This is a genomic window from Pseudoalteromonas sp. SR45-6 (genome assembly GCF_014163545.1).
Classification (GTDB): Bacteria; Pseudomonadota; Gammaproteobacteria; order Enterobacterales; family Alteromonadaceae; genus Pseudoalteromonas; species Pseudoalteromonas rhizosphaerae.
This window is the reverse complement of the sequence record NZ_JACJDM010000034.1, coordinates 1-17507: the sequence shown is the minus strand read 5'-3', so window position 1 is coordinate 17507 and position 17507 is coordinate 1. Positions and strand designations below refer to the sequence as shown.

The following is a 17507-nucleotide window of genomic DNA, read 5'->3' as shown; positions in this document are numbered from 1 at the left end:
GCTAGTTCTCATACCAAGTATTAAGTAGTTGGCGGCTGCGTGTTTGCTGTTTTTTCCACGTATCTGGCATTACAACTGTTGGCTTTAGCAATATAACGAGCTCTTTCTTTTCTTGGCGTTTACTAATACTTTTAAATAAATTACCAAATAAGGGGATATCACCTAATACCGGTGTTTTAGACTCTTCATCGGTGGTTATCGTTTGCATTAAGCCACCAATCACAACAATTTCACCGCTTTGCGCACGAATTACCGTGTCTGATTCCCTAATGTTGCTTTGTGCTAACGGTAAAATAAACTCATCATTATTAAGGGTAATGACCTTTTGTTGCTCTTCAGTTTGAGTGACGGAGGGGTGAACATGTAAGATCACTGAGCCGTATTTGTCTATTTGTGGGGTTACATCGAGGGCAATCCCTGAAAAGAAAGGAGTTAGGTCAATTTCTGGGGTTGTTGTGGTGGCATTCCCTGTTACAGTGGTACTTGAAACATTCGTAACAAAATACTCATCTTGACCTACTTTAATGACCGCTTTTTGGTTATTAGTCGCAGTCACTCGGGGGTTTGAAAGCATCTGTACATCGCCCTGAGTTTCTAATAAGCTAATCACCCCAGTAAAGTCTGCGTTATTAATAACTAAGTTTGATACACCACCTAGAGCGGCCGTAATACTATTACTAATTTGCCCTGCTGCAGTGGTCGCGAACGACAGACTTGTACTGCCAATTGAACCCGCAATTTCGTTCCAATTAACACCTTGCTGGTATTCATCTTTAAGCGTGACTTCGACTATTTTGGCTTCTAAAATCACTTGTCGCTGTAAGTTTTCTTGGGTTTGCCGCAAAAAGTCCTTTAGCTGCATTATTTCACTCGGTAATGCATTAACCGTTACTAAGCTGGCTTGTGGGCTGGCGATAACATAGCGCCCATCACCGGTGCCAATCAAGGATTTTAAAGCCAGCTCTAGATCTTTCCAAAAGTCATTACTGTTAGTGGTTTGAATACGCGAACCGTTAAGTTCAATATTTTGATTATTACCAAACTCACTATCTTGTTGATTATTATTGTTATAGTTATTCGAACTATTGCTTTGATTAGAATTATTATTATCAGCCATTTGGCTCACACCACCAGCAACAACACTTACCGTAGACTGACCACTACGTTTCATCATTAAATAGTTAACAGGTATTGTTTCAGTGCGCATTTTTGCAGGTAGCACCTGTACAACTCGTCCTTCGTGAACAATATCAAGCGGGTACATACGTTTAATTACATTTATTACCTCATCAAAGGTAACATTTTTTAATGTGAGACTAATGGTGCCAGCTACCTCTGGGTGTATAGCAACGCTATATGGCGTATCGTCAGTTAAACCAGCAAAGAAAGCGCGCACTTCTACTTCATTTGCAGCCACTTCAAAACGCTTAACTGCCAACTCTGTATTAAGGCTTTGCTCGCTATCAAATGACGATAATAAGCTTTGCGTAACTTCATCGGGCACTGTCAACGGAGCTACTGTAGTTTGCTGCTCAGGCTGAGCTGTGAGCTCTTGCTCAATATGGGGCTTTATTTCTTTACCTGGAGCAAAACTATGGCAACCACCAAGGTAGATAGGTAACAGCAATAAAATAGTCAGCTGACTAGGTAATTTAATTTTTAATTTCATAATCATATAAATCTAATTTTATTTGCTTATTGTCATTCGCTAACACAACTTGCTTAGAGCTTATGGTTAGCACTTTATAGTCATTTATTTGATCGCCTACGGTATAAATCTGTCCTGAAATAATCGCTTTATAGCGGCCTGACCTTTTAATTATTGATTGCAGCTTGAGGCTACTTTGCTGATTTTTAACTACGCTAGTAGCGAGCAAATTTTGTGGCTTAGTTGGATCGGCCAACTGCTGCGCAACCACGTCTGCTGAGCAAACAAATAACCCAAGCACACTAAAGAGCAATAAATTTTTCATTCGCGCTCACCGTTGCTATATGTATGATTAATTGCGCCCGAGGGTAATCCTCTACTTGATAGTCAAAACGCTGGATTAAGAGTTTTTCTTTACTTTGTTTTAGCGATGCTAAATATTGTTGCAAGTTAAAATACTGTCCCTGTAATGTGAGCACCATTTGATGTTCAAAAAACAGTGTTTTAGCTTCGTTTGCACCAACCTTAGTAACATCGACAGCTTTAGGCTCTAACACTTTAAAACTAACAACCTTAACCTCGGTACTTTCTTTTAATAGCTGCTGCAACATATTAGGAACCCGTTCAGCGCTGACAAAGCCTTTGCTAAATTGGCTCAATTTTTCATCAGCAATAGTCAATTCACTCTTTGCCCGTTCTATTTGAGAGCGTAATTCTTTTGTGTAATCATTACTTAGAGCTTGCTCTAACATCGCTAATTGTGTTCTATTTTGAGTTATTTTTTGTTGTGCTTGAGTGTTAGCTTGGTGCTGTTTATTTGCTTGAATTTGCGTCGGCTCGACAATAAATAGATAGCCTAAATATAAAATAATAAATAACCCAGCAAATAAAATAGCCAATTTTTCTCTTATTTGCAGTGCAGCAAAACGCGCTTGATACTTCACCCAAATAGGCCAACTACGAGAGGATTTTTCAGTTTTCATGGCTGTCCTCCTTAGCTGCAACCTCTGTAGCTACATTAAATTCACTTAAGCCGTTTTTATCTTCAAACTCTAAAACCGAAAACTCTTTACCTGCAAAGTATCTTGATTGTTTTAAACTACTCAACCAAATAGGTAACTGAGCCGATTGACTTGCTTGCCCTTTTAAAGTCACTGTTTGCTCAGAAAACGTTACTTGGGTTAACCAAATACTTGCCACATGGTAACGCGCTAAATCAAGCATCACTTGGCTATAGTCCATACTCGATAAAGTTTGTGCAGCCTCCAAGTAACCAAACACTTGTTGTTTGTGGGCAATTTCTTGTTCCATCTTTTTTAACTGCTTAACAAACTGATCTTTATTTTGTTTCTCATCTAATTTAGCTTTCACAGCTTGTAACTGGGTGCTCATTTCATTTAATGTTAATTCAGTTTGTTGCGCCTCTATTTGGTTAAAGTGAACTGATAACGCAAACCCACCCCAACTTATGGCAATAACAAATAACGCTATGCCCCACAGAGCTAATAAACTTTGCAATGGCATTAAGTCACGACGAGGACGTAGTGATTTTTGGTAAAAATTAATTCTATTCTTCATTGCGCGGCTCTTTACTTTCAGCCATAGATATAGCTGCAGCTAGGGCATAGAAGTACTGACTATCTAAACCCTCTGATAAGGCAAGGTTAGGTTGAAAATCAACAACCTTAACTTGTAATAGCTCTGCAAGCTCAGCTCTGAGTGTTAAAGAAGATAAATCGTCGCATTGCAGCTGAATACTGCGTATAGGGGGCTGCTTAAGCTGACTTTCAAAAAAATCCATCGACCGTTGTACCTCTAAACCTAAAGCGTCAATGAACGCACTATTTTGATCTTTTTCTGTAATGCCTACAAAGCCATTTAGCCGCCTTGCCAATACAAGCTTACCGTCACAAATAATCAATATTCTCGGCTCATGTTCAACATGCTGCACCACCAACATATGCGCATCTTTATCTTTACCAAATAAAGTGAGTAATACCATTTCTTCTGACGTCATTGAGCGTAAAATTGCGTTGGTATCTGCAAAGCTATTAATGAACGGCTGAATCTGTGTTTTATCAGTAATAAACACATTCATTTTATTCGCTTGCATTGGTAATGAGATGGGATAATCAATAAAGTCTGCGATGATATTCTCTGGCGCAACGTTGACAAGGTCTTTCGTAGTCCATGGTAACGACTGCACAATTTCGTCATCTGTCAGGTTAGGTTTTTCCATTTGCACAATTTGATAATAGTGGTGAGGTATCACTAAATTAATCGCACAACGCAGCTTACTAACTTCATTTGTACAAGTTACAATTGCTTTTGTATAATCCCGAGGTTCTGTCACTACAACACTGTGGGTTTTATCGATTTGCCAGTGCCCCTGCAAGCGTTTTAAGCTTACAGCATTCACTGTTTTTGCATATGTAGCTATCCCTATTACACAATTCGAATCTAACCCTTGTTGCAACCAAGGAAATAATGAAAAAATCTTCTTTTTCATATAGCTACTTATGTTGGCTATTGATTTTTTAAGTATCGTATATTTTTACTAGCCCGCAAGTTTTCACATAAGAAAAAAGGAACTTGAATGCATAACTCTTTCACTATTGATGAAAATAGCCCGATACAACAAATAGATAGTACCAAGTTAAAAAAAAGAAATATTTCATTATGCATTAAACGTGATGATCTGCTACACCCGCTCATTAGCGGTAATAAATGGCGAAAACTCAAGTACAACTTAATTGAGATGCAAGCACAAAATAAACAGGAGTTAGTAACGTTTGGTGGCGCTTTTTCAAATCATATCCATGCCTGTGCGGCTGCCGGAAAGCATTTTAACTTAACAACCCATGGTATTATCCGCGGCCCTGAACTTGATCAGCAAAACCCGACCTTACAATTCGCCAAACAATGCGGTATGCAACTGCACCCAGTTACCCGCTTAGAGTATCGTGAGCGACACAATGCTGATTATTTAGCGCAATTACAAACTCGCTTTCCTAATGCCTACCTATTGCCAGAAGGCGGTACAAACACAGCCGCTCTACTTGGTTGTAAAGAGCTTGCGCAGTCATTACCCGTCGCCGACTATGTTATCTGTCCAACGGGGAGCGGAGGCACACTGGCAGGGTTAATTGAAGGCTGCGATAACAGCACACAGGTTTTAGGAGTCGCGGTATTAAAGCAAGCTGAGTATTTAATCGATGAAATAAAATCGCTGAGCCCGGTAGCAGCACAACAGCAAAACTGGCAATTACTCACCCAGTTTCATGGCGGTGGCTATGGCAAGTTTAGCCCTGAACTTTGGCAATTTTGCCTGCAGATGCAAAGCCAACATCAACTCCCGCTCGAGCCGATTTACTCAGGAAAAATGATGCACGCTTTATGGCAGTTAATCGCTCAGGATTATTTTCCTAAAGGCAGTAACATCATTGCCATTCATACCGGTGGTCTGCAAGGCTTAGATGGACTGCGTTACCGCCAGTTAATAGATTAATTAACCATTACATTAGTAAACTCTTGCAAAGGCTCCGTAAAATAAAATCCTTGCGCGCCAATGACGCCCTGTTTTTTAAGCATATTGAGCTCTTGCTGCGTCTCAACACCAACACCGTATACGGGTAAGTTCACTCGCTCTGCACTGGCTACAATTTGGCGCACCACTTTTTGCTGCGTTACATTTTTATCAATGTCGTGGATTAAATCATAGCTAAGCTTGAGTCCTTTGATCCCTTTGTAAGGCGCTAATAAAGCGATTTTATCGTGCGATGAAACATTATCAATTGATACTGAGCTCCCCACTGATTTAATTGTACTAAAAGCAAAATTCAATCGCTGTTGATGTTGATAAAAATCCACCTCCGATATCTCAAACTGTAGTTTATCAGCACCTTTTACATTTTTCATTCTCTGTCCAAACCAGCGCCAATAGTCATCAGAAAACCAATTAAATGCGTGTAAGTTAATACTCACGGTTAACGCACTTGTTTCACTTTCTAATAACTTAACAACTTGATCCAATACTGTTTTATCCAATAAAACAATCGCTGAATCATTTTTTAGTTGAGGAATAAATTGCTTAGCAGAAAGCATCCCTAAAGACTTATGACGAACCCGGATCAAAGCTTCATGCTGTAAAATATCACCACTGGCGAACTCAAATAACGGCTGAAAAAACAACATAAATTTCTTTTTGCCAATGTAATCAGCTAAGTTCTCATCGCTATTTGCCAGCACCGTTGAACGCGTATGGTTAAACGGTACCCGATGAGTATGCTGCCATGGGCTTTGTTTTGCTAATGCGAGTGCTGATTTAGTTAGCTGATAAACCACAGTTTGATCGGCACCATCGCGGTAATTACATACGCCTATTTTAATTTCTTTGCGAGATAAGTCACCGCGATAAAGCAAAGAAGCCTGATAAATAATTTGATGCAAGCGCTTAGTGTAAGCATCGATATCAGGTTGAGGTATATTCTCCAAGGTAATTGCCAGCCCACCTGAAGATAACAACTTAACTGATACCCGAGATAACTCTTTAAAGCCTTTGCTCACAATAAGTTTAAAGTGGCTTTCTAAATCAACGTTATCTGGAAATGGCTGTGTCCAATAAAGTAAAGCAAAAAGGTGGTTATGATTATTTTGGATACCGTACATTGCGGTAATTGCAACATCGTCAGCGGAACTTAATTTTCGCTTGGCTGTCAGTACTTTTGTACTATTAATAGCAATATCATTTAGTGCTAATTTAACCACATCTTTAGGCGCTTGTTGGCTGCTTGATACTTTACCACCAGTTAATAATGCAATTGAATCTACACCATCGCGCTGTTTAAATAGCAGTCGCCACCAGCGATAACTCCAAATAGCAGCGCCAATCATCACTAGGTTTAATAAAATAAATAGCGGACTTTCAACAACCCAAAAAGGCAAATGATAAAGCTTTAAACTAACCGTTTTATATTTAAAGATATCACTCTTTTGGGCCATAAAAGCAGAATAATGAAACGAATCACTGCCTGATTCAAGCATAAAACCATGACTTTCAGCAAGTGCGGCAATGATCTCTTTATCTGCAATTGGTTGCAATTTTAAGTTGTAGATCTGTTTAGCTAATTGGCTCCCAGTGATGTGTACTTTTTGATGCAATATTTCCCCTAGAAAAAGATTAAATACCGTTAGTAAAAGCATAAAAGCAATTACATAAAAACTGAACATCCGCACTTGAGCATTTTTAAATTGAGTCACCATGGCTGTTACGCTGTTTGTACTAATAGCTAAAGTGTTGTTCAAGATCCTTATAAACACAAGGCTGAGAGCGATGTTTAAATGTTAACGAACATTATAATGAATAAAACCATCGCATTTTTAGCTACCTAAGTCGGAATAAATATTTATAATTTTTAGCGCATCACAATTGCTTCCTAAAAATAACAAAACACTTATGATGTTTCACTTGTTTGTAATTTTTATCTATTTAGTCAACAGTTATCTAAGACAGCAAATATGGTAATGACTTCGAAAGGTTTATTACAATCACTCTGAAGCCATCAATTTTATTGATATTCGTTTAACTCCCCTATATTAAACGTATAAGCTACGGGCTCATCATCAACCGGAAACTCTTAAAACGAGATTTACTAAATAAATACAAGTGATTATCTAACATAAAAGCCACTATACAGACAGACCTCAAATAAAGACGAGTGCCATATTATGTTTAGTCTTCAGTTAGCAGCGTAATTATTTTCTCTATCGTAAGGTCCTTTTTCTCGCCTCTTGCGAATTTATCATAAGGGTCAACCTCAATATCAACAGGCACACCGAGCACTTCAGCATTTAGCCCCTCACCATTTTTATAGTATTCATTACTAAGTTCATAGGCCCAACCATTAGGTAACATACGAGGGAAGGTATCTGATGTGGCCCCTGCAGTGGGTTCTCCAACCAAAGTAACCTTAGGAAGCGTTGACATAGCAAGCGCAAAACTCTCGCCTGCACTGAAAGTACCATTTGACGTTAGTAAGTAGATATCATTTTGATAGTATGGTCTGCTATCAGGTTCCGCATAAACAGTAACTAGTTCATGAAGGCTACCAGCATAAAAAGTACTAATATCCCAAACTAAGGTATTACCAGATATAAACCTTTTGATTAATTCCAAGGCTTGAATATCATAGCCGCCTTCATTATCACGAATATCAATTATCAATTTTTGCGTACCATCCAATGCAATAAAAACCTCATCGAGCAAGTTATTAAATGCTTCGTTCGCATAACTGATATCTTGGCGCTCGAGGCTCTCTGTTTCAATAAAGTTTACAAAGTGAGGAAGTGATAGATATCCAACTTGAATACCTTCAACATCAATGATCCCCCAGTTTGGGCTAAATGAGTTCAGTGTATTACGTGCAATAAACGCTGGCTGAGTTGCTTTATTTAGGTACTGCGTAATATTTTCTCTAACAAGTACAGTTTGCTCGATAATATAATTCTCAGCAGCTTCGCCTTTCAACTCTAAATCATGCGCTTCTTGTTCCAGTCGTTTTGCAAGTGTTAACTTAGCTTCAAAGCTTATTGGCTCTTCGTCTAAGTTATAATACAAGCGAGTATGACCATCACTCAAAATTTCTAATATTTCACTAATTATATTAATTAACTGCTCTTCGTCATTTCCATGTAACTTAGGAGCGTACACTTCATAGATATGCTCCCAATCAATGTTACGCTCCTTAAAAAAGGCGTAGTGATTTTGCATATCTAGCCAAAACAACTGAAAAATAACTTCGGCATCAAATTCATAGCTGTTACCGGCGATTGTATCTAGTATGCCGTCAGTGCAAACATCTTCAATGTTTTGTATAGATCTATATGAAGCAGGACCACTATCATACGGTCGTTCATAAATAAGTTGGTCTTTATACTTTTGGCTAAAAGAATCAAAAAGTGGCAAGGGGTCTAAAGTAATTATTGGATAACAGAAAGCTCCTGTTACCTGCCAAGTAACAACGGAATCACCGCTGATCTGTTTTATTTCACCATAAATATCCGAATACCAAAGCTCATTTCGCTGCTCTTTTATAATGTCACTTTGATCACTATCAGAGTTACATCCAAGTAAGCTGATACAAAATATGGTGACGACTAATTTAGCAATACATTTGATCATTACAACTTCCTATAAATTGAAATAAGAAGTTATTCTAATATTCAAAGCACTCTCGGTTTGTCACTTTAATGTCAGAGTTTCGTAATGCCTATTCGACAAAACAACTAGACAAATCAATAGTCAAACAAGCGCCACCAAACTGGCTTTTACTTATTTTTACATTCGCATCATGGCTAGACAAAATTTCTTTTACGATTGCAAGCCCTAGACCCACACCATGGCGCTTACCTGTCCTACTTTCATCAACGGTATAAAAGGGTTGAAAAACTAACTCTCGTTTGCCCTTGGCAATTCCTATTCCATCATCCTCAACTGTCAACAGCAAACGTCTACCTTGCCTAAGTAGTGACACATGAATCTGCTCTACAGCGTACTTATCCGCGTTAACAACTAAATTATGTATAACTCTTTTGATACCAGCGTTATCTACTCGCGCAAATATAGATTGTTGGACATCCAAAATAATAGGATGGTTACAGTACTTTTCTATAGACTTCGCATAGTTTTGAAGTGAATTGCTCAAATTAATTTCAGTAAAATTCAAAGATGAAGAAAACTGCTCTACTTTACTATATTCTAATATTTCATGGACTAAAGTATCCAGTTCGTCACATTCCTCAAATAACTCGTAAATAAGCTTTTCATTATTTGAGGACTTATCTAACAGCTCAAGCTTCAGTTGCAATCGAAAAATAGGGGTTTTTAGTTCGTGAGAAATTGCTCTTATCATATGCCTTTGCTGAGCAAACAAGCGCTCCAACTTCTCTGCCATGTGGTTGAAAGTTTCATTTACACGTCCAATAGCGAAAAGTCCAGTATCAGCACGCCCCGATAATTGGCCCTTTGCAATTAGTTTGCTTGCAAGCTCTAATCTAAAAAGTCTGTATTGCAGCCAAAGTGTATGCAATAAAAAAAGAAATAATATTAAACCCAAAGGCAGCCCATATTGAATAAAAAACAGAATGGTCTCGACATTATCTTTCACTCTAAATGCTGAAAATTGAATTAACTCATTCCCCTGTATTTTTGCTGTAACAGCTTGCAAATTCCCATCATGAACATTTTCTACAAGTATAGTTTGCGTCTGTTCTGAAGCTGGGGTACTAATAGTTTTAACAGTTAGGTTGCTTTGCTCCGAGATTCGCTTTAGCAAAGCAAGCCATTGTTCATTGCTCAGTGCTGGGCGAGCTGCATCTAAAGCATAAATGTAGGCTCTATAGTCTAATTCCACATCTTGCTTCAATTCAGTAGAAAAATAATCCGTAGCAAGTGAAGTTAAAAGGGGATTAATCGTTAAAAATATCAAAATGAAAATTAAGCTCTTTACCCCAAAGCGTATTAACAACATTCGGTTTCCTTGCTATTGACAATAATGTACCCCTTCCCCCTAACTGTAATGAGGTGGCGATAAGGTATATTATCCCCAATGACTTTGCGTATTTTCATTATTTTATTGTCAATTGTGCGATCTAATCCATCAAATTCCCTGCCATATAATTGCCGAGAAATATCATCGCGACTAATTATAGAATCTACATGTGAAGCTAAAAAATAGAAGAGATCAAATTCACTATCCGACATCTCAAGTTTGATATCGGATTGGCTTACAACTCTGGTGAGCAAATTAAATTTAAACGGCCCAACATTGAGTATATGATCCAATTTTCTTTTACTCTCAACTCCTTGAGCTAATCTGAGCAACTTGCGAAATCTAGCCAATATAATTCGAGGATTAACCGGCTTTTGAATAAAGTCATCAGCCCCCATTTCCAGTAAGGTGATCTCATCGATGTCGTCATTACTAGCCGTTAAGATAATCACTTTACCAAAATACTTATTCTGTAAAGCACGACACACCTCAAAGCCATCCACTTCGGGAAGCATCAAATCTAATAGGACAAAATCAGGTTGATGTAACAGCACATACTCTAAGCCACTAGAACCGCTATATATCGTGTTAACCAAAAAGCCATGCTTTTCAAAAAAACTCTTAAGCAATGCTGCAAGTTCTAGATTGTCTTCAATAATAGTCAATGACTTAGAAATAAATGTATTCCTTTACTTAATGCCTACGATGGTATTCATCTTTTGTTTTAGACACAATTTTACGCTTTCTTTAATATTGCCTTGAGATTCATCATGAGGCAAATTTTGATTTAATATTCTAAAAGCACAATTTAGTCTGCAAACTATTATTAAACTATCAGTTATATTATTAAATTAAATGATTTTCAGGTTAAGCTGGAGATTTAAAAAATGTTTAATCCCCCTGCTTATTCTTGTTTGCGTAATAACAAAAAAAACCTTTAAACTTAATATTTAAAGAGGCTTTCATTAATAATTACCACATTATTTCATAAGTACTAATAAAATTATAAATACTTATGAAATTGAAAAAGCCACTAAACAGTGGCTTCAAAGGATTTTTTAAACATTTTTACTTTTGTCTTTGGTTAGAACGGGATATCGTCATCAAAATCAATAGGTGGTTCCATTGGATTTGATGCGCCGCCTTGCGGAGCACTTTGTGGCTTAGGTGCAAAACCACCTTGCGCTTGTCCACCACCTTGTGGAGCATAGCCGCCGCCACCTTGGTATTGATTACTTTGCTGTGGTGCTGCAGCTGGTTGCTGACGAGCTGCTGGCGCTTGTTGTGGCGCTGGTGCATACCCGCCGCTTTGCTGTGCTGCACTTTGCTGCTGAGCATACCCACCACCTTGTTGTGGTGCGCTTTGCTGCGGTGCGCTCTGTTGTTGGCCGTAACCACCTTGAGATTGACCACCGTGGCTTTGCTGTTGGCCACCTTGGTAACCGCCACTTTGTTGGTCGCCACCACGGGCACCTAACATTTGCATTTGACCAGTGAAACCATCCACTACGATTTCAGTGGTGAATTTCTCTTGGCCTTGTTGGTCAGTCCATTTACGGGTTTGAAGTTTGCCTTCAACGTAAATTTGTGAACCTTTACGGCAATATTCACCAACAATTTCAGCTAACTTGCCAAAAAACACAACACGGTGCCATTCTGTTTTATCAACCATTTGACCGGTGTTTTTGTCTTTATAGCTATCTGACGTAGCTAGAGTAATATTCGCTACACCATTGCCGTTAGGCATATAACGTACTTCTGGATCTTGACCTAAATTACCAACCAAGATTACTTTGTTCACACCGCGTGCCATGGACCTTTCTCCTATAAACGTTATATTAAACCAGCCACTTTGCGGGCTTGGTCTAGGTCAAATTCTTTATCATCAATCTTTAAATAACTGCGATTTTCATCACAGACTACTGTTGCTTCAATTACGCCTGGTAAAGCAACTAAACGAGAAGCAAGGGTTTGCGCTTGCTGCTCGTTACTTAATTCTGTCATTAAGCTTATCATTTTACTGCGTGGCGGGACTTGCATATTCCACGCAAGGATAAGCCATATTACCCCAACAACTGCGGCTGCGGCAAACACTGCTTGCGGTGTTGTTGATTGCGCAACGTAACCGCCTAAAATACCACCTAAAAATGCACCAAAAAATTGTCCTGACGAAAACACTCCCATCGCCGAGCCTTTTTGGCTAGCAGGTGCTAAGCGCGATACTAATGCCGGCATCGTCGCTTCTAAAAAGTTAAAGGCAACAAAATACGCCAGCATACACATCGCCATGCCGATGATTGAGTCAACACCAATTGCCATTGCCAACATACTTAGAGCGAGCACTGCGATAGAGCCAACAAATGCCTGTTTCTCTTTTTCTTTGCGGATCGCAATGATCATCACTGGCGCCATTAATAAAAATGCCAGTAATAAAACGGGAATATATACTTGCCAATGCGCTTGTGCTGCTAAACCTTTGGCAATTAACTGCCCTGGTAAGGCGACAAAAATCGTCGTCAAGGTCAAATGTAATAGCATCACCCCTAAATCTAAACGTGCTAATTGCGGGTGCTTAATGAGTTTTTTAATATCGCTAACGCTTGCTAAGGTATCGCCTTTGGGGGCTTTGCTAACCGCTTTGGGGACCAAAAACAACACAATAAAAATACCCGCAACAGCCAAAATAGCAGTTAACCAGAACACTCCAGCAAGACCCCACGCTGCGGCAATCATTGGACCAAGTAACATAGCAATAGCAAAGCTCATGCCTATGCTCATACCAATCACGGCCATCACTTTTGGTCGTTGCTCATCGCGGCTCAAATCAGAAGCAAAAGCTAATAACGAGCTGGCAATTGCGCCCATCCCTTGTAATGCTCGCCCTAACGTGACCATTTGCATTGAATCAGCCGTGGCAGCAATCACCGAACCGATGGCAAAAACAGTTAAACCGCCAACAATGACTTTTTTACGGCCAATTTTATCCGATAACCAGCCCATGGGAATTTGTAACACAGCTTGTGTTAAACCATAGGCGCCAATCGCAAAACCAATCCATATAGGTGAAAATCCTGATAATTCTTGCCCATAAATAGCCAATACTGGCATCAACATAAATAGGCCAAGCATACGAAATGCAAACACACTCGCTAAGGAAACTGCGGCGCGTTTTTCTCGTGAATTGAGTGAAGAAGCTGTCATGATTCGCGTGTTCTTGCTGTCTATTAAAATTTGAGCAGGGATTCTACCACAAGCTTACAGAGAAATAATCGTCCCAATGCGATGATTTTTCATTGATCAAGGATTAATCTTCGCACGTATTATGAGATACTCAGTAAATCAATTTGGTAATGAAACGAGATAGCATGGAAAACATTGAAGTCCGAGGCGCCCGCACGCACAATTTAAAAGACATCAGCCTAACCATTCCCCGTGATAAATTAATTGTTATCACCGGTCTATCTGGTTCGGGTAAATCGTCTTTAGCATTTGATACCTTATATGCAGAAGGGCAGCGTCGGTATGTAGAATCTTTATCGGCCTATGCCAGACAATTTTTATCTTTAATGGAAAAACCGGATGTTGATCATATTGAAGGGTTGTCACCGGCAATTTCAATTGAACAAAAATCAACGTCACATAATCCCCGCTCCACCGTTGGCACCATTACCGAAATATATGATTACCTGCGCTTAATGTTTGCCCGTGTCGGTGAACCGCGTTGCCCTACTCACGATTTGCCACTCGCTGCACAAACCGTTAGCCAAATGGTCGACACTGTGCTGGCGTTCCCAGAGGGCAGCAAGCTGATGTTGCTAGCCCCTGTTGTGAAAGAGCGCAAAGGTGAGCACGTTAAGTTGTTAGAGCAACTAGCCAGCCAAGGTTATATTCGCGCCCGTATTGACGGGGAAGTATGCGACCTTTCTGATCCACCGACTTTAGAACTACATAAAAAACACACTATTGAAGTCGTGGTCGATCGTTTTAAAGTGAAAGATGGCTTACAACAGCGTTTAGCCGAATCGTTTGAAACCGCGTTAGAGCTGTCAGCCGGTGTAGCAACTATTGCATCGATGGATGACGCAAACGCCGAAGAGCTGCTGCTCTCCGCCAACTTCGCTTGCCCAACGTGTGGCTACGCCATGACCGAACTTGAACCTCGGTTATTCTCATTTAATAATCCGGCAGGCGCATGCCAAAGTTGTGATGGTTTAGGAGTTCGTCAGTATTTCGACCCAAATCGAGTGATTCAAAACCCAGAGCTTAGTTTATCTGGCGGTGCCATAAAAGGCTGGGATAAACGCAGTTTTTACTATTTCCAGATGCTACAAGCCGTTGCTGAGCACTATAAATTTGATTTAGAAATGCCATTTCAGGAACTATCTAAAGATGCTAAAAAAATCATTTTAGAAGGTTCTGGCGATACAAAAATTGCTTTTAACTACCGCAACGACCGTGGCGACCTGATCACTCGTAACCATGAGTTTGAAGGCGTGTTAAATAACATGAACCGCCGCTATCGTGAGACAGAATCAAATTCCGTGCGCGAAGAACTGGCTAAATATCAAACCAGCCAAGCTTGCCCAAGTTGTAAAGGGTCGCGCCTACGCCAAGAAGCGCGCAGTGTATTTATCGGTCAGACTAACTTACCCGCTATCACCAGTATGAGTATTGGTGAAGCAATGAGCTTTTTTGAGCAACTAAGCTTAACGGGCCAAAAAGGCCAGATAGCTGAGAAAATCTTAAAAGAAATTCGCGACCGTTTATCGTTTTTGATCAACGTAGGGCTAAATTATCTCTCTTTAGAGCGCAGTGCTGATACTTTATCTGGCGGTGAGGCTCAACGTATTCGCTTAGCCAGCCAAATTGGCGCAGGCTTAGTAGGCGTAATGTATGTACTTGATGAACCATCGATTGGTTTGCATCAACGTGATAATGACCGTTTACTACAAACGCTGATCCATCTACGCGACTTAGGTAATACCGTGATTGTGGTAGAGCACGACGAAGATGCCATACGTGCCGCCGATCATATTATTGATATAGGCCCTGGAGCTGGCGTGCATGGCGGTTATATCATTGCCCAAGGTACTCGTGATGACATTTTAGCTAGCGAAGAGTCAGTAACAGGGCAATTTTTATCTGGCCGACGCAAAATTGAAGTTCCCAAAGAGCGTCATAAAATCAACGATAAGTGGTTAGAGCTGTTTGGCGCTAGCGGTAATAACTTAAAAAATGTCGATTTAAAAATACCTTTTGGTTTAATGACCTGTATTACTGGCGTATCAGGCTCTGGTAAGTCAACGCTTATCAACGATACCTTATTCAAACTTGCTCATACCGAACTAAACGGAGCGACCACCGCCGAAGCCGCACCGTACAAATCAATTAGCGGCCTTGAGCATTTTGATAAAGTCATCGATATTGACCAAAGCCCGATTGGCCGTACCCCACGCTCAAACCCAGCCACATATACCGGTATTTTTACTGGCATTCGTGAACTGTTTGTAGGCACGCAGGAATCTCGCTCTCGTGGTTACAAAGTCGGTCGCTTTAGCTTTAATGTAAAAGGTGGCCGCTGTGAAGCTTGCCAAGGCGATGGCGTGATCAAAGTCGAAATGCACTTTTTACCTGATGTATATGTGCCATGTGATGTCTGTAAAGGGCAACGTTATAACCGTGAAACGTTAGAAGTGCAGTATAAAGGCAAAAACATCCATCAAGTATTAGAAATGACGGTGGAAGACGCACACGACTATTTTGATAAAATACCCGCCATTGCGCGTAAACTAAAAACCTTAATGGATGTGGGCCTGTCTTATATTCGCTTAGGCCAAGCCGCGACAACGCTCTCTGGTGGTGAAGCTCAACGGGTTAAACTCGCCCGCGAGTTATCTAAACGTGACACAGGTAAAACCTTATACATTTTAGATGAACCAACCACAGGCTTGCACTTTGCTGATATTGAACAATTATTAGTAGTACTGCATCGCCTGCGTGACCACGGTAATACGATTGTGGTTATTGAGCATAATCTTGATGTAATAAAAACAGCCGATTGGATCATTGATCTAGGTCCCGAAGGTGGTGCTGGCGGCGGTGAGATCCTCATTGCAGGCACGCCGGATGAAGTAGCCGAATGTGAGCGTTCACATACTGGCCACTATTTAAAACCCCTATTATCAAAATAGGGTTTTCGCTTTATGTACTAAGGTTGGCCGGTGTTAAGATACATAAAAATTGCCAGATGGCGTGCAAACAAACAGCTGAGGCAACAACAGCAAAATTTGCAACCTCATAAACTGCGCTTTTATGAGCAAGGTAAAGCTATTTGGTTTAATCTTAACACCGCGCAAAAGCTCTACTTATTGGCGTTAATCTGCCTAATCATCTTTCAAAGTGGTTGGCTATGCGCCAGTATCACTATCGTAGCGCTTACTATTGAGTTTTGGCCAAAGTTCAATAAGCTCTGGCATTCACTTGCTGGCAAAGCACTTATACTTATTTTCTATGCCAGTATCGCCAACTTTGTACTGGCCAATGCCAGTGGTATTGTGAATAATGTAACTCATGTTTCAGCAACACATTTTAATTACACCCACAATTTTGCCACGCTACTTTATTTACCACCCTGGGCGTTGGGCATCTCTCTATCGACATTACTATTATTACAATTGATATTGCCGTTCTATATTTTTATGCTCTTAATCATCAAACCGTTTGGTTCACAGCGGGTAAAGTTTATTAGCCAAAGCTATTCACCTTTACTTACAGCTTCTATACGGTTTTTTTTATCAACGATTGTAATAATCAATCTAATGTCTTTTGTTGATGACAAAGATACCGGTGCCGTTTTTGATGACATAGTAAGCAACTTCGTCAGCAGCAAGCAGCTCTCAAGTCGAGCACTAACAAAGCAACAAGAAGTTGAAGTTGTAGAAGAGCTCAGCCAAAAAATACATGGGCAACTACCAAGTGAAAATATTACCCAAACACCTTCCACACTGCCAGTAACTCCGACGGAAGAAGATGAAACCACTCAATCCGTACGATTATTCTTTAACACCAAAGGTTACTTTGAACGCAGCAAACGGTTAATTGCTATGTTTGCTTACACCTACGAAGCAGACCAATACTCCCGTTGCAAAAAATCTGACGACAGTAAATCGATTGAGATTAACGACTACGAAATTGTTGAAATTGCACCAGATAACAGCAAACCTTACGGTTACAGCTTTACGGTAAAAGCATGCCAATCGCCGGGCATTAAAGCGCCATAGCGGGCTACGGGCTACGGGCTACGGGCTACG

Annotated in this window: 14 protein-coding genes; 3 read left to right on the top strand and 11 right to left on the bottom strand. The window is 40.1% G+C overall.

Going from position 1 to position 17507, the window contains the following annotated elements:
* Position 1: 1 nt before the first annotated feature.
* The 5 genes from mshL to H5158_RS14465 are packed head-to-tail and all read right to left on the bottom strand — an operon-like array spanning position 2 to position 4157.
* A complete protein-coding gene (gene mshL, locus H5158_RS14485; protein ID WP_182717713.1) occupies positions 2 to 1669 on the bottom strand; it encodes a pilus (MSHA type) biogenesis protein MshL in 1668 nt (555 codons plus the stop codon).
* Positions 1653 to 1973, bottom strand: a complete 321-nt coding sequence (locus tag H5158_RS14480; RefSeq protein ID WP_182717712.1) for an agglutinin biogenesis protein MshK — start codon at positions 1971 to 1973, stop codon at positions 1653 to 1655. Before H5158_RS14480 ends, mshL begins: the two co-directional genes overlap by 17 nt.
* The gene (gene gspM / locus H5158_RS14475; RefSeq protein ID WP_182717711.1) at positions 1951 to 2631 is read right to left on the bottom strand and encodes a type II secretion system protein GspM; all 681 of its coding nucleotides are present in this window, start codon (positions 2629 to 2631) and stop codon (positions 1951 to 1953) included. The genes H5158_RS14480 and gspM overlap by 23 nt, the downstream gene beginning before the upstream one ends.
* On the bottom strand, positions 2621 to 3226 hold the full coding sequence (locus H5158_RS14470) for a PilN domain-containing protein (RefSeq protein ID WP_182717710.1): 606 nt from the start codon (positions 3224 to 3226) through the stop codon (positions 2621 to 2623). Before H5158_RS14470 ends, gspM begins: the two co-directional genes overlap by 11 nt.
* Positions 3216 to 4157, bottom strand: coding sequence for an MSHA biogenesis protein MshI (locus tag H5158_RS14465; protein ID WP_182740304.1), 942 nt, complete (start codon positions 4155 to 4157; stop codon positions 3216 to 3218). Before H5158_RS14465 ends, H5158_RS14470 begins: the two co-directional genes overlap by 11 nt.
* An 87-nt stretch (positions 4158 to 4244) precedes the next feature.
* Between H5158_RS14465 and H5158_RS14460 the strand changes: the two genes are divergently transcribed.
* Positions 4245 to 5156: a 1-aminocyclopropane-1-carboxylate deaminase/D-cysteine desulfhydrase gene (locus H5158_RS14460; RefSeq protein ID WP_182740303.1), complete on the top strand. Its 912-nt coding sequence runs from the start codon at positions 4245 to 4247 to the stop codon at positions 5154 to 5156.
* Here the strand turns inward: H5158_RS14460 and H5158_RS14455 are convergent.
* The 6 genes from H5158_RS14455 to H5158_RS14430 all read right to left on the bottom strand — a co-directional run bounded on the left by H5158_RS14455 (position 5153) and on the right by H5158_RS14430 (position 13398).
* Positions 5153 to 6808 (bottom strand): EAL domain-containing protein, encoded by a 1656-nt coding sequence (locus H5158_RS14455; protein WP_182740302.1) that lies wholly within the window; start codon positions 6806 to 6808, stop codon positions 5153 to 5155. The two genes, H5158_RS14460 and H5158_RS14455, sit on opposite strands and share 4 nt — an antisense overlap.
* A gap of 571 nt (positions 6809 to 7379) precedes the next feature.
* Entirely contained in the window at positions 7380 to 8828 is a 1449-nt protein-coding gene (locus H5158_RS14450; RefSeq protein ID WP_182740301.1) for a S41 family peptidase, read from the bottom strand.
* A gap of 88 nt (positions 8829 to 8916) precedes the next feature.
* Entirely contained in the window at positions 8917 to 10176 is a 1260-nt protein-coding gene (locus H5158_RS14445) for an ATP-binding protein (RefSeq protein WP_182740300.1), read from the bottom strand.
* A complete protein-coding gene (locus H5158_RS14440) occupies positions 10167 to 10862 on the bottom strand; it encodes a response regulator transcription factor (RefSeq protein ID WP_182740299.1) in 696 nt (231 codons plus the stop codon). Before H5158_RS14440 ends, H5158_RS14445 begins: the two co-directional genes overlap by 10 nt.
* 419 nt (positions 10863 to 11281) lie before the next feature.
* Entirely contained in the window at positions 11282 to 12010 is a 729-nt protein-coding gene (gene ssb / locus H5158_RS14435; protein ID WP_149982642.1) for a single-stranded DNA-binding protein, read from the bottom strand.
* Between the two features lie 20 nt (positions 12011 to 12030).
* Positions 12031 to 13398 carry an MFS transporter gene (locus H5158_RS14430; protein WP_182717703.1) on the bottom strand — a complete coding sequence of 456 codons (1368 nt, stop codon included), beginning with the start codon at positions 13396 to 13398 and terminating at the stop codon, positions 12031 to 12033.
* Between the two features lie 164 nt (positions 13399 to 13562).
* Between H5158_RS14430 and uvrA the strand changes: the two genes are divergently transcribed.
* Together uvrA and H5158_RS14420 are read left to right on the top strand one after the other, a co-directional pair.
* Positions 13563 to 16388 carry an excinuclease ABC subunit UvrA gene (gene uvrA / locus H5158_RS14425; protein WP_149982641.1) on the top strand — a complete coding sequence of 942 codons (2826 nt, stop codon included), beginning with the start codon at positions 13563 to 13565 and terminating at the stop codon, positions 16386 to 16388.
* A 30-nt stretch (positions 16389 to 16418) separates the two neighbouring features.
* Positions 16419 to 17477 (top strand): hypothetical protein, encoded by a 1059-nt coding sequence (locus H5158_RS14420; protein ID WP_182740298.1) that lies wholly within the window; start codon positions 16419 to 16421, stop codon positions 17475 to 17477.
* The last annotated feature ends 30 nt before the right edge of the window (positions 17478 to 17507 follow it).